This window comes from Kitasatospora purpeofusca, assembly GCF_036010405.1.
Lineage (GTDB): Bacteria > Actinomycetota > Actinomycetes > Streptomycetales > Streptomycetaceae > Kitasatospora > Kitasatospora purpeofusca.
In genome coordinates this window covers 7,788,971-7,802,964 of record NZ_CP108561.1, presented here as the reverse complement: position 1 = coordinate 7,802,964, position 13,994 = coordinate 7,788,971, and the positions used below count along the sequence as shown (strand labels likewise).

Here is a 13,994-nt window from a genome sequence, read left to right as displayed (position 1 = left end):
CCGACTACAGTGCCCCCGTGGACCCCAACCACTACCGGTTCCGCGGCGTCTGGCGGCTGGCCGCCCCGCCGTCGGCGGTCTTCGCGGCGCTCGCCGACGTCCCCGGCTATCCGCGCTGGTGGCCGGAGATCCTCGCCGTCCGGGAGACCGGGCCGGACCGGGGCGAGGTCCTGGTCCGGGCCCTGCTCCCCTACCAGCTGGTGATCGGGCTGACCTCCGTGCGCCAGGACCGCGCCGCCGGGGTCCTGGAGGCGGCCATGGACGGCGACCTCACCGGCTGGTCCCGCTGGACGGTCACGGCCGACGGCGCGGGCGGCAGCCTGGTCCTGTTCGAGGAGGACACCCGCCCGGCCAAGCCGCTGCTGCGCCTGCTGGCACTGCCCGCCCGGCCGCTGTTCCGGGCCAACCACGCGGTGATGATGCGGCGCGGACGACGCGGCCTGGCGGCCCACCTCGACGCCCGTCCGACCGGCGGCCCGGGCTGAGGCGCAGGCGTCGAAATGGCCCGATTAACCCGTTCGCACCGGCTCTGACCTGCGAGGACACTCCTTCACCAGATGTTTGCGCGGCGCCTGGGCATGGTCCGTAGCAGACTGGGCAGGGTAGTCCGGGCCGCACCCGTGCCCCAAGGATGGTGAGTCCGGTGATACCCCTCCGACCGTCCGGTCCGACCGACCGGCAGACCGCGGGACCTCCCGCCGCTACGGTGACCCCGCTGACCGAATCCGCCGCGCGCAACCACATGACCGGCGTCTGCTTCAAGATCGGCCCTCCCCGGCTGGTCGGCGTCGAGCTGGAGTGGTTCGTCCACGACGACCGATGTCCCGACGAACCCGTCCCCCCGGAACGACTGCACGCCGCACTGGACGCACTGCCACTGGGCGGCCCCGACGGGAATTCGCTCCCCTCCGGCGCCATCCTCACCCTCGAACCCGGCGGTCAGGTCGAGCTCAGCTCCCCGCCCGCCGACAGCCTCGCCGGCTGCGTCGCCGACACCCGGCGCGACCTCGCCGCCCTGCGGAACGCCTTCGCCGCCCAGGGCCTGCGCCTCACCGGCACCGGCACCGACCCGCTGGCCCGCCCCCGCCGGATGGTGCTGGACCACCCGCGCTACGTCGCGATGGAGCACCACTTCGCCTCGGCCGGGCCCTGGGGCCGGATCATGATGACCGGCACCGCCTCGCTCCAGGTCTGCCTGGACGCCGGGACGGAGAGCGGCCCGCAGGCGCTGGAGCGCCGCTGGCGCCTCGCCCACCGGCTCGGCCCGGTGCTGGTCGCCGCCTTCGCCAACTCGCCGGTGCTGGACGGCCGCCCCACCGGGCACCGGTCCACCCGGCAGACCGTCTGGTCCCGGATGGACCCCTCCCGCACCCTGGCGCCCGCGCCCGACCACGGCGACCCGCGCGAGGCCTGGACCCGGTACGTGCTGGACGCCCAGGTGCTCTGCGTGCGCCGCCGCGACGGCCTGCCGTGGACCGCGCCCACCGGACTGACCTTCCTCGACTGGCTGCGCGGCCGGGGCGAACGGCCGCCCACCCTGGCCGACCTCGACTACCACCGCACCACGCTGTTCCCGCCGGTCCGCCCGCGCGGCCACCTGGAGCTGCGGATGATCGACGCCCAGCCCGGCGACGGCTGGATCGTTCCCGCCGCCCTGATCACCGCGCTGCTGGACGACCCGGTCGCCGCGGACACCGCGCTCGCCGCCCTGGAGCCGCTGGAGCCGCCACCGGGCACCGCCGGTCCGCGCGCGCCGCGCAGCGACGCCTGGCGCCGGGCGGCCGCCCTGGCGACGGCCGATCCCGAGCTGCGCCGCGCCGCCCTCACCTGCTTCGCCGCCGCCGACGCCGCGCTGGGCCGGCTGCCCGGCGCCGAGCCGCTGCGCGCCACCGTCGCCGCGTTCGCCGAGCGCTACCCCGCGCGCGGCCGCTGCCCGGCCGACGACCAGCTGGACGCCCTGCGCTCCGGCACCCGACGCACTCCCCCGGAGGAGGCCACGCCATGATCGACGACACCCGCGCCGACCGCAGCGCCCGGGAGACCCGCCCGCCCCAGGCCCCCACGCCGGAGACACCCTCGCCGGAGACCCCCTCGCTGGAGACGCTGTCGCCCGGGGCGCTGCGCGAGACCATCGCCGCCGAGCTGCTGGCCGCCCGCGCCCGCACCGCCGCGCTCACCGACTGCGTCGGGGACCACGACCTCACCGCCCAGCACTCCCCGCTGATGTCGCCGCTGGTCTGGGACCTCGCCCACATCGGCAACCAGGAGGAGCTCTGGCTGCTGCGCAACATCGGCGGCCGCGACCCGATGCACCCCGAGATCGACCCGCTCTACGACGCCTTCGAGCACCCCCGCTCCGAGCGCCCCACCCTGCCGCTGCTGCCGCCCGGGGAGGCCCGCGCCTACGCCGGCGAGGTGCGCGGCCGGGTGCTCGACCTGCTCGCCGCCAGCCCGCTGGAGGGGGCACCGCTGCTCGACGCCGGGTTCGCCTTCGGCATGATCGCCCAGCACGAGCAGCAGCACGACGAGACGATGCTGATCACCCATCAGCTGCGCAGGGGCGAACCCGCGCTGGCCGCCCCGGCGCCGCCGCCCGCCCCCGCCGACGCCGACGCGCTGCCCGCCGAGGTGCTGATCCCGGCCGGCCCGTTCACCATGGGCACCGACACCGAGCCCTGGGCGCTGGACAACGAACGCCCGGCCCACCGCGTCGACCTGCCCGCCTACCGGCTGGACACCACCCCGGTCACCAACGGCGCCTACCTGCGGTTCGTCGAGGACGGCGGCTACGACGAGCCGCACTGGTGGACCGAGGAGGGCTGGGCGCACCGGCGGAGCGCCGACCTGACCGCGCCGCTCTTCTGGCGCCGCGAGGACGGCCAGTGGCTGCGCCGCCGGTTCGGCGTCCTGGAGCCCGTCCCGCTCGACGAGCCGGTGCTGCACGTCAGCTGGTACGAGGCGGACGCCTACGCCCGGTGGGCCGGGCGCCGGCTGCCGACCGAGGCGGAGTGGGAGAAGGCCGCCCGGCACGACCCGGCCACCGACCGCTCGCGCCGCTACCCGTGGGGCGACGGCGCCCCCGGCCCCGAGCACGCCAACCTGGGCCAGCGGCACCTGCGCCCGGCCCCGGCCGGCAGCTACCCGGACGGCCGGTCCCCCTACGGGGTCAGGCAGTTGATGGGCGACGTGTGGGAGTGGACGGCCAGCGACTTCCGGCCGTACCCCGGCTTCCGGGCCTGGCCGTACCGGGAGTACTCGGAGGTGTTCTTCGGGCCCGAGTACAAGGTGCTGCGCGGCGGCTGCTTCGCGGTGGCACCGGTCGCCTGCCGGGGCACCTTCCGCAACTGGGACTACCCGGTCCGGCGGCAGATCTTCGCCGGGTTCCGCACCGCCGCCGACGCCCCGGACGGGCCCGGCGCCGTTCCTTCCCGGGAGGCCGGCTGATGTGCCGCCACCTCGCCTACGTGGGCGAGCCGGTGTCGGCCCGGGCGCTGCTGGTGGAGCCGCCGTTCGGCCTCCACCGGCAGTCCTGGGCGCCGCGCCTCCAGCAGTACGGCACCGTCAACGTGGACGGCTTCGGCCTCGGCTGGTACGCGGACGGCGACGAGGTGCCCGCCCGCTACCGGCGGGCCGGGCCGATCTGGGCGGACACCTCCTTCGGCGACCTCGCCCGGGTCCTGCGCACCCGGGCGCTGCTGGCGGCGGTCCGCTCGGCCACCGAGGGCTGCGCGGCCGGCGAGGAGGCGGCCGCGCCGTTCGCCGCCGGGCGCTGGCTGTTCAGCCACAACGGGGCGCTGGCCGGCTGGCCGGAGCGGACCGGCGCGCTGGCCGCACTGCTGCCGCCCGCCGAACTGCTCGGCCTGGTGGCCCGCACCGACTCGGCCCTGCTGTGGGCGCTCGCCCTGCACCGGCTGCGCGCGGGCGCCGGGCTGGGCGACGCGCTGGCCGGCACCGTCGCGGACGCGGCCGCGCACACCACCGGCCGGATGAACCTGCTGCTCACCGACGGCCGGGAGATCGCCGCCACCGCCTGGGGCGACACCCTGCACCACCGGACCCTGCCGGGCCTCGGGGTGCTGGTGGCCTCGGAACCCTCCGACGACCACCCGGACTGGACCACCGTGCCGGACCGGTCGCTGCTGCTGGCCGGGCCGGACGGGGTGACCGTCAAGCCGCTCTGAGCGCCGGGAGCGTCCGGAGCACCGTGCGAGCTCTGGGCGCTCCGATCTCCGCACCCCTGGCCAATATCTTCACTTCCTGAACAGAGGATCCGCCTGTCATGAGCACCTTTGATCTCACCCGACTGCTGCCCGCCGACCACTTCAGCACGGCGCTGCGGCACGACGTCCAGTCCGGCCTGACCGCCGAGCCCAAGACGCTGCCGCCCAAGTGGTTCTACGACGCGCGGGGCAGCGAGCTGTTCGAGGAGATCACCCGGCTGCCCGAGTACTACCCGACCCGGGCCGAGCGGGCCATCCTCACCGCCCGGGCCGGCGAGATCGCCGCCGCCACCCGGGCCCGCACCCTGGTCGAGCTCGGCTCCGGCTCCTCCGAGAAGACCCGGCTGCTCCTGGACGCGCTGCGCGACCTGGGCACGCTGGGGACGTACGTGCCGGTGGACGTCAGCGAGAGCGCGCTGACCTCGGCCGGGGAGGCCCTCGCCGACGAGTACCCCGGCCTCGCGGTGCACGGCGTGCTGGCCGACTTCACCGCCCGGCTCGACCTGCCGCCGGCCGGCGGCCCCCGCCTGGTCGCCTTCCTCGGCGGCACCCTCGGCAACCTGCTGCCGCCCGAGCGGGCCGCTTTCCTGCGCGGGCTGCGGGCCGCCCTCGACCCCGGCGACTTCCTGCTGCTCGGCACCGACCTGGTCAAGGACCCGAAGGTGCTGGTCGCCGCGTACGACGACGCGGCCGGGGTGACCGCGGAGTTCAACCGCAACGTGCTCAACGTGCTGAACCGCGAGCTGTCCGCCGACTTCGAGCCGGACTCGTTCGAGCACGTGGCGCTCTGGGACCCGGAGCGGGAGTGGATCGAGATGCGGCTGCGCTCGCTCGTCGAGCAGACCGTGAAGATCCCGGCGCTGGACCTGCCGGTGACCTTCGCGCAGGGCGAGGAGCTGCGCACCGAGGTGTCGGCGAAGTTCCGCCGGGAGCGGGTGGCCGAGGAGCTGGCCGCCGCCGGACTGCGGCTCTCGGCCTGGTGGACGGACGGCCAGGGCCGGTTCGGGCTGTCGCTGGCCCACCCGGCCTGAGCGGACCCGGTGCGGGGTGCATTTGATTGTTCACCTTACTAATCAGCGAAGGCACTTGAGCGGCATCCCACGTACAACACTTGAACATTGAGGGGTTACGATCTCGGCTACCGAACTCAGCGTTGAGTACCAGGAGTCAAGATCGTGAGCGTCACCCAGCAGTCCGTGGAGCCCTCGGGGCCCTCGGGGGCGGAGACCGGGCCGGCACCGTCCGGCCGGCTCGGCTTCGTCGTCTTCATCACCGCCGCGGCGGCCCTCGGCGGCTTCCTGTTCGGCTACGACAGCTCCGTGATCAACGGCGCGGTCTCCGGCATCCAGGAGAAGTTCGGCGTCGGCGACGGCGTGACCGGCCTGATCGTCTCCTCCGCGCTGCTGGGCTCGGCCGTCGGCGCCGCCCTGGCCGGCCGGTTCGCCGACCGCTACGGCCGGATCACCGTGATGAAGGCCGGGGCGCTGCTCTTCGCGGTCAGCGCGATCGGCTCGATGCTGCCTTTCTCCGCCTGGGACCTCGCCCTCTGGAGGGTCCTCGGCGGAGCGGCCATCGGCATCGCCTCGGTCATCGCCCCGACCTACATCGCCGAGGTGGCGCCGACCGAGTACCGGGGCCGGCTCGCCTCCTTCCAGCAGGCCGCGATCGTGCTCGGCATCGCGATCTCGCAGCTGGTCAACTGGCTGCTGGCGGACGCCGCCGGGGGCGACACCCGCGGCCAGCTGCTCGGCCTTGAGGCCTGGCAGTGGATGCTCGGGATCTGCGTCGTGCCGGCCGCCGTCTACTTCGTGCTGGCCTCGACCATCCCCGAGTCGCCACGCTTCCTGATCGCCGCCGACCGCCTCGACGAGGCCCGCGCCGTGCTCGCCGACATCGAGGGCCGGGACTCCGACACCGAGGCCCGGATCGCCGAGATCCGCGGCCTGATCGACTCCGACCACCGCCCGCGCTTCCGCGACCTGCTCGGCGGCCGGTTCGGTCTGCTGCCGATCGTCTGGGTCGGCATCGGCCTGTCGGTCTTCCAGCAGCTCGTCGGCATCAACGTGATCTTCTACTACTCGTCGATCCTCTGGCAGTCCGTCGGCATCGACCAGTCCAACTCGCTGCTGATCAGCTTCATCGGCTCGGTCATCAACATCCTCGGCACCGTGATCGCGATCCTGCTGGTCGACCGGATCGGCCGCAAGCCGCTCGCCCTGATCGGCTCGGCCGGCATGGCCGTCGCGCTCGGCGCCTGCGCCTGGGCGTTCTCCTCCGCCACCGGCAGCGGGGACGACGTCACCCTGCCCGACCTCCAGGGCACCGTGGCGCTGATCGCCGCCAACGCCTTCGTGCTGTTCTTCGCGCTCTCCTGGGGCGTGGTGGTCTGGGTGATGCTCGGCGAGATGTTCCCCAACCGGATCCGCGCCGCCGCGCTCTCGGTGGCCGCCTCCGCGCAGTGGATCGCCAACTGGGCGATCACCGTCTCGTTCCCGGCGCTCTCGCGCTGGAGCCTCTCCGCGACCTACCTCGCGTACGCGGTGTTCGCGGCGCTGTCGATCGTCTTCGTGGCGAGGTTCATGAAGGAGACCAAGGGCGTCCGGCTGGAGGACATGGGCTGAGCCCCGTCCCCCTCTGGATCAGCCCCCGCACCCTAGCGCTTGGACGCCGGGGGCGGGGGCTGAATCGTTCACTCTCTGCGGCGGGCCGGGCACCTCCGGTTTCCTGTCCCGCAGGAGGGATGTCCTTGATCTTCGACCGGCTACGCACCCGCAGCATGCGCGGCGACCGCGGTGACCGCGATGACCGCGGTGACCGTGGTGAGCGGACCGACCGCGGTCCGCGCCGCGCCACCGCCGCACCCGTCGGCGCCTGCCCCTACTCGCACGGCCACGTCCACGGCCACCTGGTGCCGGAGGAACCCCCGGGCGCCACCGCCCCGGAACCGGCCGACGAGGACCACTTCACCGACCCCCGGCAGGCGGCCGAGTTCGTCCGGCAGTTCCACCGCGAGCAACCCGGCGCCGGCGACACCGCCGCCCGGGTCCGCGCCGTGCTCGACGAGATCGACCGCACCGGCACCTACGAGCACACCCCCGCCGAACTCGCCCACGGCGCCCGGCTCGCCTGGCGCAACGCCGCCCGCTGCATCGGCCGGCTGTACTGGCGCAGCCTGGTGGTGCGCGACCTGCGCCACCTCTCCTCCGCCGACGACATCGCCGCCGAGTGCTTCGACCACCTGCGCACCGCCACCAACGGCGGGCGGATCCGCCCCGTGGTCTCGGTGTTCGCCCCCGACCGGCCGGGCCGTCCGGCCGCCCGGATCGTCAACCAGCAGCTGATCCGCTACGCCGGGCACCCCTCCCCGGACGGCGGCTGGACCGGCGACCCGGCGGGCGCGCAGCTCGCCGCCCGGGCCCGCGACCTCGGCTGGAAGTGCGGCGAGGAGCCCTTCGAGGTGCTGCCGCTGCTCGTCCAGGAACGGCCCGGTGAGCGGCCCGAATGGTACGAACTGCCGGAGGACACCACCCTGGAGGTCCGGCTCTCGCACCCCGAGCACCCGTGGTTCGCCGAGCTCGGCCTGCGCTGGTACGCGGTACCGGCGATCAGTGACATGACGCTGGAGATCGGCGGCGTCCGCTACCCGACCGCGCCGTTCAACGGCTGGTACATGGGCACCGAGATCGGCGCCCGCAACCTGGCCGACGCCGACCGCTACGCGATGCTGGCCACCGTCGCCGAACGGCTCGGCCTGGACACCTCCCACGAGCGCACGCTCTGGCGGGACCGCGCGCTGGTGGAGCTGAACGTCGCGGTGCTGCACTCCTTCCAGGAGGCCGGGGTGACCATGGCCGACCACCACACCGAGTCGGAGCGGTTCCTCAAGCACATCGCGCAGGAGAAGCGGCTCGGGCGGCCGACTCCCGCCGACTGGAGCTGGATCGTGCCGCCGGTCTCGGGCGGGCTGACGCCCGTCTACCACCGGTACTACGACCCGGTGGACCCCGAGCTGCGACCGGCGTTCGTGGTGCGCGAGCCCTGGTGAGGGGTGGGCGGGCCCTGGTGAGGGGTGGGGCGCCCGGCGTCCGTGGCCCGCGAGTCCTGACCGCTCCGCCCCAGCCGGTCGAAGCGCAGCACCAGCCCGTCGAGCAGCGCCTCCAGCCCGGTCTCGAAAGCGCCCTCGTCCACGGCCGCCCGGTGCTCGGCCAGCCGGTGCGCCTCGCCGAGGTGGGGGTAGTCGGCCGCGTCGTACAGCCCGGCGTCCTCCGGGAAGCCGGCCGCGAAGGAGGCCAGGGCGGATCCGGTGACGAAGTAGCGCATCAGCGCGCCGATCCTGGTCGCCTGCCCGCGCGGCCAGCCCGCCTCGACCAGGCAGCCGAAGACGGCGTCGGCCAGCCGCAGCGCGTTCGGCCGGCGCCCGGGGCCCTGGGCCAGCACCGGGACGATGTTGGGGTGGGCGGCGAGCGCGGCCCGGTAGGAGCGGGCCCAGTCCCGCAGTGCCTCCGGCCAGGGCGCGCCGGTGCCGAACATCGACAGGTCGACCTCCCCGATCACCCCGTCCACGACCGCGTCCAGCAGTTCGTCCTTGGTGGCGAAGTGGTTGTAGAGGGACGGCCCGCTCACCGAGAGCTCGCCGGCCAGGCGGCGGGTGGAGAGCGCGGCCAGGCCCTCCTCGTCGACCAGGCGCAGCGCGGCGACGACGATGCGCTCGCGGTTGAGCAGGGGGGTGCGCGGGCGGGGCATCGGCGCGGCTCCTCCGGTGGGGTGTTCGCGGTCGGGCGGGTTCGTCCGGCCCAGTGGGTCGGTCCGGTGGGTGTGCCCGACCCGTCCGGTACATCCGGTACGTCCGGTCGGGTGGGCTCGGTGCGGGGCGGGCCCGATTCTGACAGGTCCCCCTTCCCAGGAGGCCCCGCCCGGGGCTACAGTCCCGGTAAAACTTGCAGCGCTAGTTTAACCGGATTGGTCGCCCGCCATGGATCTGGAGCTCTCCGAGGAACAGGCCGCCGTCCGCGAGCTCGCGGCCTCCTTCACCGACCGCGAGATCGCCCCGCACGCCGCCGCCTGGGACCGCGCCGAGTCGGTCGACCGCGCGATCATCGGCCGGCTGGGCAAGCTCGGCTTCCTCGGACTGACCCTCCCCGAGGAGTACGGCGGCAGCGGCGGCGACCACCTCGCCTACTGCCTCGTCCTGGAGGAACTCGGCCGGGGCGACTCCGCCGTGCGCGGCATCGTCTCCGTCTCGCTCGGCCTGGTCGCCAAGTCCGTCAACGCCTTCGGCACCGAGGAGCAGAAGCGGCACTGGCTGCCCCGGCTCACCTCCGGCGAGGCGCTCGGCTGCTTCGCCCTCACCGAGCCCGGCACCGGATCCGACGCCGCCAACCTCACCACCCGGGCCGTCTGCGGGAGCGACGGCCACTGGTCGCTCAGCGGCACCAAGACCTTCATCACCAACGGCACCTGGGCCGACGTCGCCCTCGTCCTCGCCCGCACCGGCGAGCCGGGCCACCGCGGCATCACCGCCTTCCTCGTCCCCACCGACCTGCCCGGCTTCACCCGCACCGAGATCCACGGCAAGCTCGGTCTGCGCGGCCAGGCCACCGCCGAACTCGCCTTCGACGCCGTCCGGGTGCCCGACAGCGCCCGGCTCGGCGAGGTCGGCAAGGGCTTCACCGTCGCCATGGCCGCCCTCGCCAAGGGCCGGATGTCCGTCGCCGCCGGCTGCGTCGGCATCGCCCGGGCCTGCCTCGACGCCGCCGTCCGGTACGCGGGCGAGCGCGAGCAGTTCGGCGCGCCGATCGCCTCGCACCAGCTGGTGCAGCAGCTGCTCGCCGGGATCGCCGTGGACGTCGAGGCGGCCCGGCTGCTCACCTGGAAGGTCGCCGACCACATCGACCGGGGCCTGCCGTTCGCCACCGAGTCCTCCGTCGCCAAGCTGTTCGCCAGCGAGGCGGCGGTGCGGGCCGCCAACAACGCGCTCCAGGTCTTCGGCGGTTACGGCTTCATCGACGAGTACCCCGTCGGCAAGTACCTGCGCGACGCGCGGGTGATGACCCTCTACGAGGGCACCAGCCAGATCCACCAGCTGCTCATCGGGCGCGCGCTCACCGGCGTCAACGCCTTCTGACATCCGTCCGCCCCCACCGGGGCGAGCCACCCTCACCCCCTCCCAAAAGGAGATCCGCCGTCGTGCGTCCCGTCTACTTCGCCGCGGCCCGCCGCACACCCATCGGCCGGCTGCGCGGAGCGCTCGCCCAGGTCCGCCCGGACGACCTCTCGGCCACCGTGCTGCGCGCCCTGGTCACCGACCTGCCCACCCTCGACCCGGCCCGGATCGACGACGTCTACTGGGGCGCCGCCAACCAGGCCGGCGAGGACAACCGCAACGCGGCCCGGATGGCCGTCCTGCTCGCCGGACTGCCCGACAGCGTGCCCGGCGCCACCGTCAACCGGCTCTGCGCCTCCGGCCTGGAGGCGGTCACCATGGCCGCCCGGGCGATCGGCTCCGGCGAGGCGGACGTGGTGCTGGCCGGCGGCTGCGAGTCGATGACCCGCGCCCCCTTCGTCCTGCCCCGCCCCGACGAGGCGCTGCCGCACCGGATCGAGACCTTCGACACCCGGCTCGGCTGGCGGCTCACCAACCCGCGGATGGCCGAACTCCACGGCGTGCTCTCGATGGGCGAGACCGCCGAGGAGGTGGCCGGCCGGTACGGCATCACCCGGGAGCGGCAGGACGCCTTCGCGCTGCGCAGCCACCAACTCGCCGCTGCCGCACGCAAGAACGGGCACTTCGACGCCGAGCTGATCCCGGTCGAGCGGGCCGACGGGGTGACCGTCGACCAGGACGAGTCGATCCGCGAGGACACCAGCCTGGAGAAGCTCGCCCGGCTCAAGCCCGCCTTCCGCCCCGAGGGCACGGTGACGGCGGGCAACGCCTCGCCGATGAACGACGGCGCGGCCGGGCTCGTCCTGGTCAGCGAGGAGGCGCTCGGCGAGTTCGGGCTGGAGCCGCTCGGCCGGTACGTGGCCGGGGCCTCCGCGGGCGTGCACCCGGACGTGATGGGCATCGGTCCGGTGCCGGCCACCCGCAAGGTGCTCGCCCGGGCCGGCTGGACGCTGGCGGACGTCGCGGAGGCCGAGCTGAACGAGGCGTTCGCGGCGCAGGTGCTGGCCTCGGTCGACCAGCTGGGGATCGACCCCGAGCTGGTCAACCCGACCGGCGGCGCGATCGCGCTCGGCCACCCGCTCGGCGGCTCCGGCGCCCGGATCCTCACCACCCTGCTGCACCGGATGCGCCGTACCGGCGGCCGCCGCGGCCTCGCCACCATGTGCGTGGGCGTCGGCCAGGGCACGGCGGTGCTGGTCGAGTCCGCCTGACGGCCCCAACTCCTTCTGTCCTTACCACTCTTGAGCTCCCGAGGAGCAGCACCATGACGCGTTTCGCAGGCAAGGTCGCCGTCGTCACCGGCGGCGCGCAGGGGATCGGCGCCGCGACGGCGCGCCTGCTGGCCGAGGAGGGCGCGACGGTGGCCGTCGTCGACCTCTCGGCCGAACGGGCGGCCGGCACCGCCGAGGAGATCACCGCCAAGGGCGGCACGGCCCGGGCGTACGGCTGCGACGTGGCCGACTACGACGCCGTGGAGGCGGTGTTCGCCCGGATCGCCGAGGACCTCGGCGGTCTGCACATCCTGATCAACAACGCGGGCATCACCCGGGACAACCTGTTCTTCAAGATGCCCAAGGCCGACTGGGACGCCGTCCTGACGGTCAACCTGACCAGCGCCTACAACTGCAGCCACGTGGCGCAGAAGTACATGGTCGCGCAGAAGTGGGGCAAGATCGTCTCACTCAGCTCGCGCTCGGCGCTGGGCAACCGGGGCCAGGCCAACTACGCCGCCGCCAAGGCCGGCATCCAGGGCCTGACCGCGACGCTGGCGATCGAGCTGGGCCCGTTCAACATCAATGTGAACGCCGTCGCCCCCGGCTACATCGCGACCCCGATGACCGCCGCGACGGCCGAGCGGGTCGGCGCCACCGCCGAGGACCACCAGGCCGAGGTGTCCGCCCGCACGCCGCTGCGACGGGTCGGGCAGCCGGAGGAGATCGCCTCGGTGGTCGCCTTCCTGGCGAGCGAGGAGGCCTCCTACGTGAGCGGCCAGACCCTGTACGTCAACGGCGGGGCGCGCTGACACGAAAGGCTGTCTGACGGATCATCAGAAGACCGTCCCCGGTGCTGGGTTACCTTCACCTGGGACGGTCTTGACCTTTTCCCGTGGCCGGAGACGACCATGCCTACAGTATGAAATGACTATGGCATGATCATGCGGCAGTCGATGGGATGGCCCAACCGACCCGACCGATCCCGGCCGGGTCCACGTCCCAAGGAGTCCCATGGGCAGCCCCCGCACCCTCCGCCGCGCCCTGGCCCTGCTCGCCGTCGGGGCCACCGCCCTCACGGCCGGCACCGTCTCCACCGGCTCCGTCGTCGCAGGTGCCGCCACCACGGGCGCGCCGACCGCCGCCGGCGTCCACGTCCGGCCCGCCTCGGCCGGCCACGTCAACGCCCTCGGCCGGACCGCGCCGCTGTCCACCTCGGACTGCGTCAGCCAGCTCGGCATCCACTGCTACTCCCCGCTCCAGTACCGCGAGGCCTACAACCTGAACTCCCTCTACAAGGAGGGCGTCACCGGCAAGGGCCGCACCATCGTCATCGTCGACTCCTTCGGCTCGCCGACCATCCAGCACGACCTGGAGGTCTTCGACAAGCAGTGGGGCATCCCGGACACCCAGGTCGAGATCATGAAGTGGGGCAACGTCCCGCCCTTCGACCCGACCAACCCGGACCACACCGGCTGGGCCGGCGAATCCACCCTGGACGTCGAGTACGCGCACGCCGTGGCCCCGGACGCCCACATCATCCTGGTCGAGACCGGCGTCGCCGAGACCGAGGGGGTCACCGGCCTGCCCGAGATGATGGACGCCGAGCAGGCGCTCATCCGCTCCGGCCGGGCGGACGTCATCTCGCAGAGCTTCGGCGCCACCGAGAACACCTTCCCCGGTTTCGACAAGGGCGACTTCAAGTCGCTCACCGACCTGCGCTACGCCTTCAAGGAGGCCGCCGCGCACGACGTCACGGTGCTCGCCTCCTCGGGCGACAACGGGGCCACCGACGCCAAGGAGAACGGCTCGGACCTGTACCCGTACAAGGTCAACTCCTGGCCGTCCTCGGACCCGCTGGTCACCTCCATCGGCGGCACCCAGATGACCCTGGACGACAGCGGCAAGCGCACCGCGCCGGACAAGGTCTGGCACGACGCCTACGGCGCGGGCGGCGGCGGCGTCTCCGGCGTGTTCGACCGGCCGCTGTACCAGACCGGCGTCGCCAAGGTCACCGGCAACCACCGCGGCACCCCGGACATCAGCATGAGCGCGGCCGTCGACGGCGGCGCGTGGACCTACGAGTCCTACGACCCGACCCGCGCCGGCTGGCACCTCACCGGCGGCACCAGCGAGGCCGCGCCGATCTTCTCCGGCGTCGTCGCCCTCGCCGACCAGCTCGCCGGCCACCGGCTCGGCCAGCTCAACTGGCGCCTCTACGGCCTGAACCTGCTCCCGAACCAGTGGAGCGGCATCAGCGACGTGACCACCGGCGACAACAGCTGGGACACCGTCACCGGCTACCAGGCCGCCAAGGGCTACGACCTCGCCAGCGGCCTCGGCACCATCGACGCCGGCCGCTTCGCCCACGCGGTCGCGGGACGGTAGTACCTGACGCAA

12 protein-coding genes are annotated in these 13,994 nt (G+C 73.8%); 11 read left to right on the top strand and 1 reads right to left on the bottom strand.

All coding sequences use genetic code 11. The annotated features are described in order from the left end of the window. Positions 1–17: 17 nt before the first annotated feature. The 7 genes from OG715_RS34155 to OG715_RS34125 all read left to right on the top strand — a co-directional run bounded on the left by OG715_RS34155 (position 18) and on the right by OG715_RS34125 (position 8,265). Positions 18–485: an SRPBCC family protein gene (locus OG715_RS34155; RefSeq protein WP_266273406.1), complete on the top strand. Its 468-nt coding sequence runs from the start codon at positions 18–20 to the stop codon at positions 483–485. 221 nt (positions 486–706) lie between these two features. Further along, entirely contained in the window at positions 707–2,005 is a 1,299-nt protein-coding gene (gene egtA, locus OG715_RS34150; RefSeq protein WP_266273407.1) for an ergothioneine biosynthesis glutamate--cysteine ligase EgtA, read from the top strand. Further along, positions 2,002–3,444, top strand: a complete 1,443-nt coding sequence (gene egtB, locus OG715_RS34145; RefSeq protein WP_266273408.1) for an ergothioneine biosynthesis protein EgtB — start codon at positions 2,002–2,004, stop codon at positions 3,442–3,444. Before egtA ends, egtB begins: the two co-directional genes overlap by 4 nt. After that, a complete protein-coding gene (gene egtC / locus OG715_RS34140; protein WP_266273409.1) occupies positions 3,444–4,181 on the top strand; it encodes an ergothioneine biosynthesis protein EgtC in 738 nt (245 codons plus the stop codon). Before egtB ends, egtC begins: the two co-directional genes overlap by 1 nt. Positions 4,182–4,279: 98 nt before the next feature. Further along, positions 4,280–5,251 carry an L-histidine N(alpha)-methyltransferase gene (gene egtD / locus OG715_RS34135; RefSeq protein ID WP_266273410.1) on the top strand — a complete coding sequence of 324 codons (972 nt, stop codon included), beginning with the start codon at positions 4,280–4,282 and terminating at the stop codon, positions 5,249–5,251. A 144-nt stretch (positions 5,252–5,395) separates the two neighbouring features. Next, complete coding sequence (locus OG715_RS34130; RefSeq protein ID WP_407661050.1) at positions 5,396–6,841, top strand: sugar porter family MFS transporter; 1,446 nt, start codon at positions 5,396–5,398, stop codon at positions 6,839–6,841. A 119-nt stretch (positions 6,842–6,960) separates the two neighbouring features. Further along, on the top strand, positions 6,961–8,265 hold the full coding sequence (locus tag OG715_RS34125; RefSeq protein WP_266273411.1) for a nitric oxide synthase oxygenase: 1,305 nt from the start codon (positions 6,961–6,963) through the stop codon (positions 8,263–8,265). Here the strand turns inward: OG715_RS34125 and OG715_RS34120 are convergent. Further along, positions 8,208–8,963 (bottom strand): TetR/AcrR family transcriptional regulator, encoded by a 756-nt coding sequence (locus OG715_RS34120; RefSeq protein WP_266273412.1) that lies wholly within the window; start codon positions 8,961–8,963, stop codon positions 8,208–8,210. The two genes, OG715_RS34125 and OG715_RS34120, sit on opposite strands and share 58 nt — an antisense overlap. A gap of 229 nt (positions 8,964–9,192) precedes the next feature. Between OG715_RS34120 and OG715_RS34115 the strand changes: the two genes are divergently transcribed. The 4 genes from OG715_RS34115 (at position 9,193) to OG715_RS34100 (ending at position 13,982) form a co-directional block, all read left to right on the top strand. Further along, positions 9,193–10,344, top strand: coding sequence for an acyl-CoA dehydrogenase family protein (locus OG715_RS34115; protein WP_266273413.1), 1,152 nt, complete (start codon positions 9,193–9,195; stop codon positions 10,342–10,344). 62 nt (positions 10,345–10,406) lie between these two features. Continuing rightward, positions 10,407–11,594, top strand: a complete 1,188-nt coding sequence (locus tag OG715_RS34110) for a thiolase family protein (RefSeq protein ID WP_266273414.1) — start codon at positions 10,407–10,409, stop codon at positions 11,592–11,594. Positions 11,595–11,647: 53 nt separating this feature from the next. Continuing rightward, positions 11,648–12,406, top strand: a complete 759-nt coding sequence (locus OG715_RS34105) for a beta-ketoacyl-ACP reductase (RefSeq protein WP_266273416.1) — start codon at positions 11,648–11,650, stop codon at positions 12,404–12,406. A gap of 202 nt (positions 12,407–12,608) precedes the next feature. Then, complete coding sequence (locus OG715_RS34100) at positions 12,609–13,982, top strand: S53 family peptidase (RefSeq protein ID WP_266273417.1); 1,374 nt, start codon at positions 12,609–12,611, stop codon at positions 13,980–13,982. Positions 13,983–13,994 lie beyond the last annotated feature (12 nt).

Excerpts from the sequence above, each read along its gene's own strand:
- OG715_RS34120 (WP_266273412.1), bottom strand. The coding sequence starts at position 8,963 with ATGCCCCGCCCGCGCACCCCCCTGCTCAACCGCGAGCGCATCGTCGTC.
- OG715_RS34125 (WP_266273411.1), top strand. The coding sequence starts at position 6,961 with ATGTCCTTGATCTTCGACCGGCTACGCACCCGCAGCATGCGCGGCGAC.
- egtD (WP_266273410.1), top strand. The coding sequence starts at position 4,280 with ATGAGCACCTTTGATCTCACCCGACTGCTGCCCGCCGACCACTTCAGC.
- OG715_RS34115 (WP_266273413.1), top strand. The coding sequence starts at position 9,193 with ATGGATCTGGAGCTCTCCGAGGAACAGGCCGCCGTCCGCGAGCTCGCG.
- egtC (WP_266273409.1), top strand. The coding sequence starts at position 3,444 with ATGTGCCGCCACCTCGCCTACGTGGGCGAGCCGGTGTCGGCCCGGGCG.
- egtB (WP_266273408.1), top strand. The coding sequence starts at position 2,002 with ATGATCGACGACACCCGCGCCGACCGCAGCGCCCGGGAGACCCGCCCG.
- OG715_RS34105 (WP_266273416.1), top strand. The coding sequence starts at position 11,648 with ATGACGCGTTTCGCAGGCAAGGTCGCCGTCGTCACCGGCGGCGCGCAG.
- OG715_RS34100 (WP_266273417.1), top strand. The coding sequence starts at position 12,609 with ATGGGCAGCCCCCGCACCCTCCGCCGCGCCCTGGCCCTGCTCGCCGTC.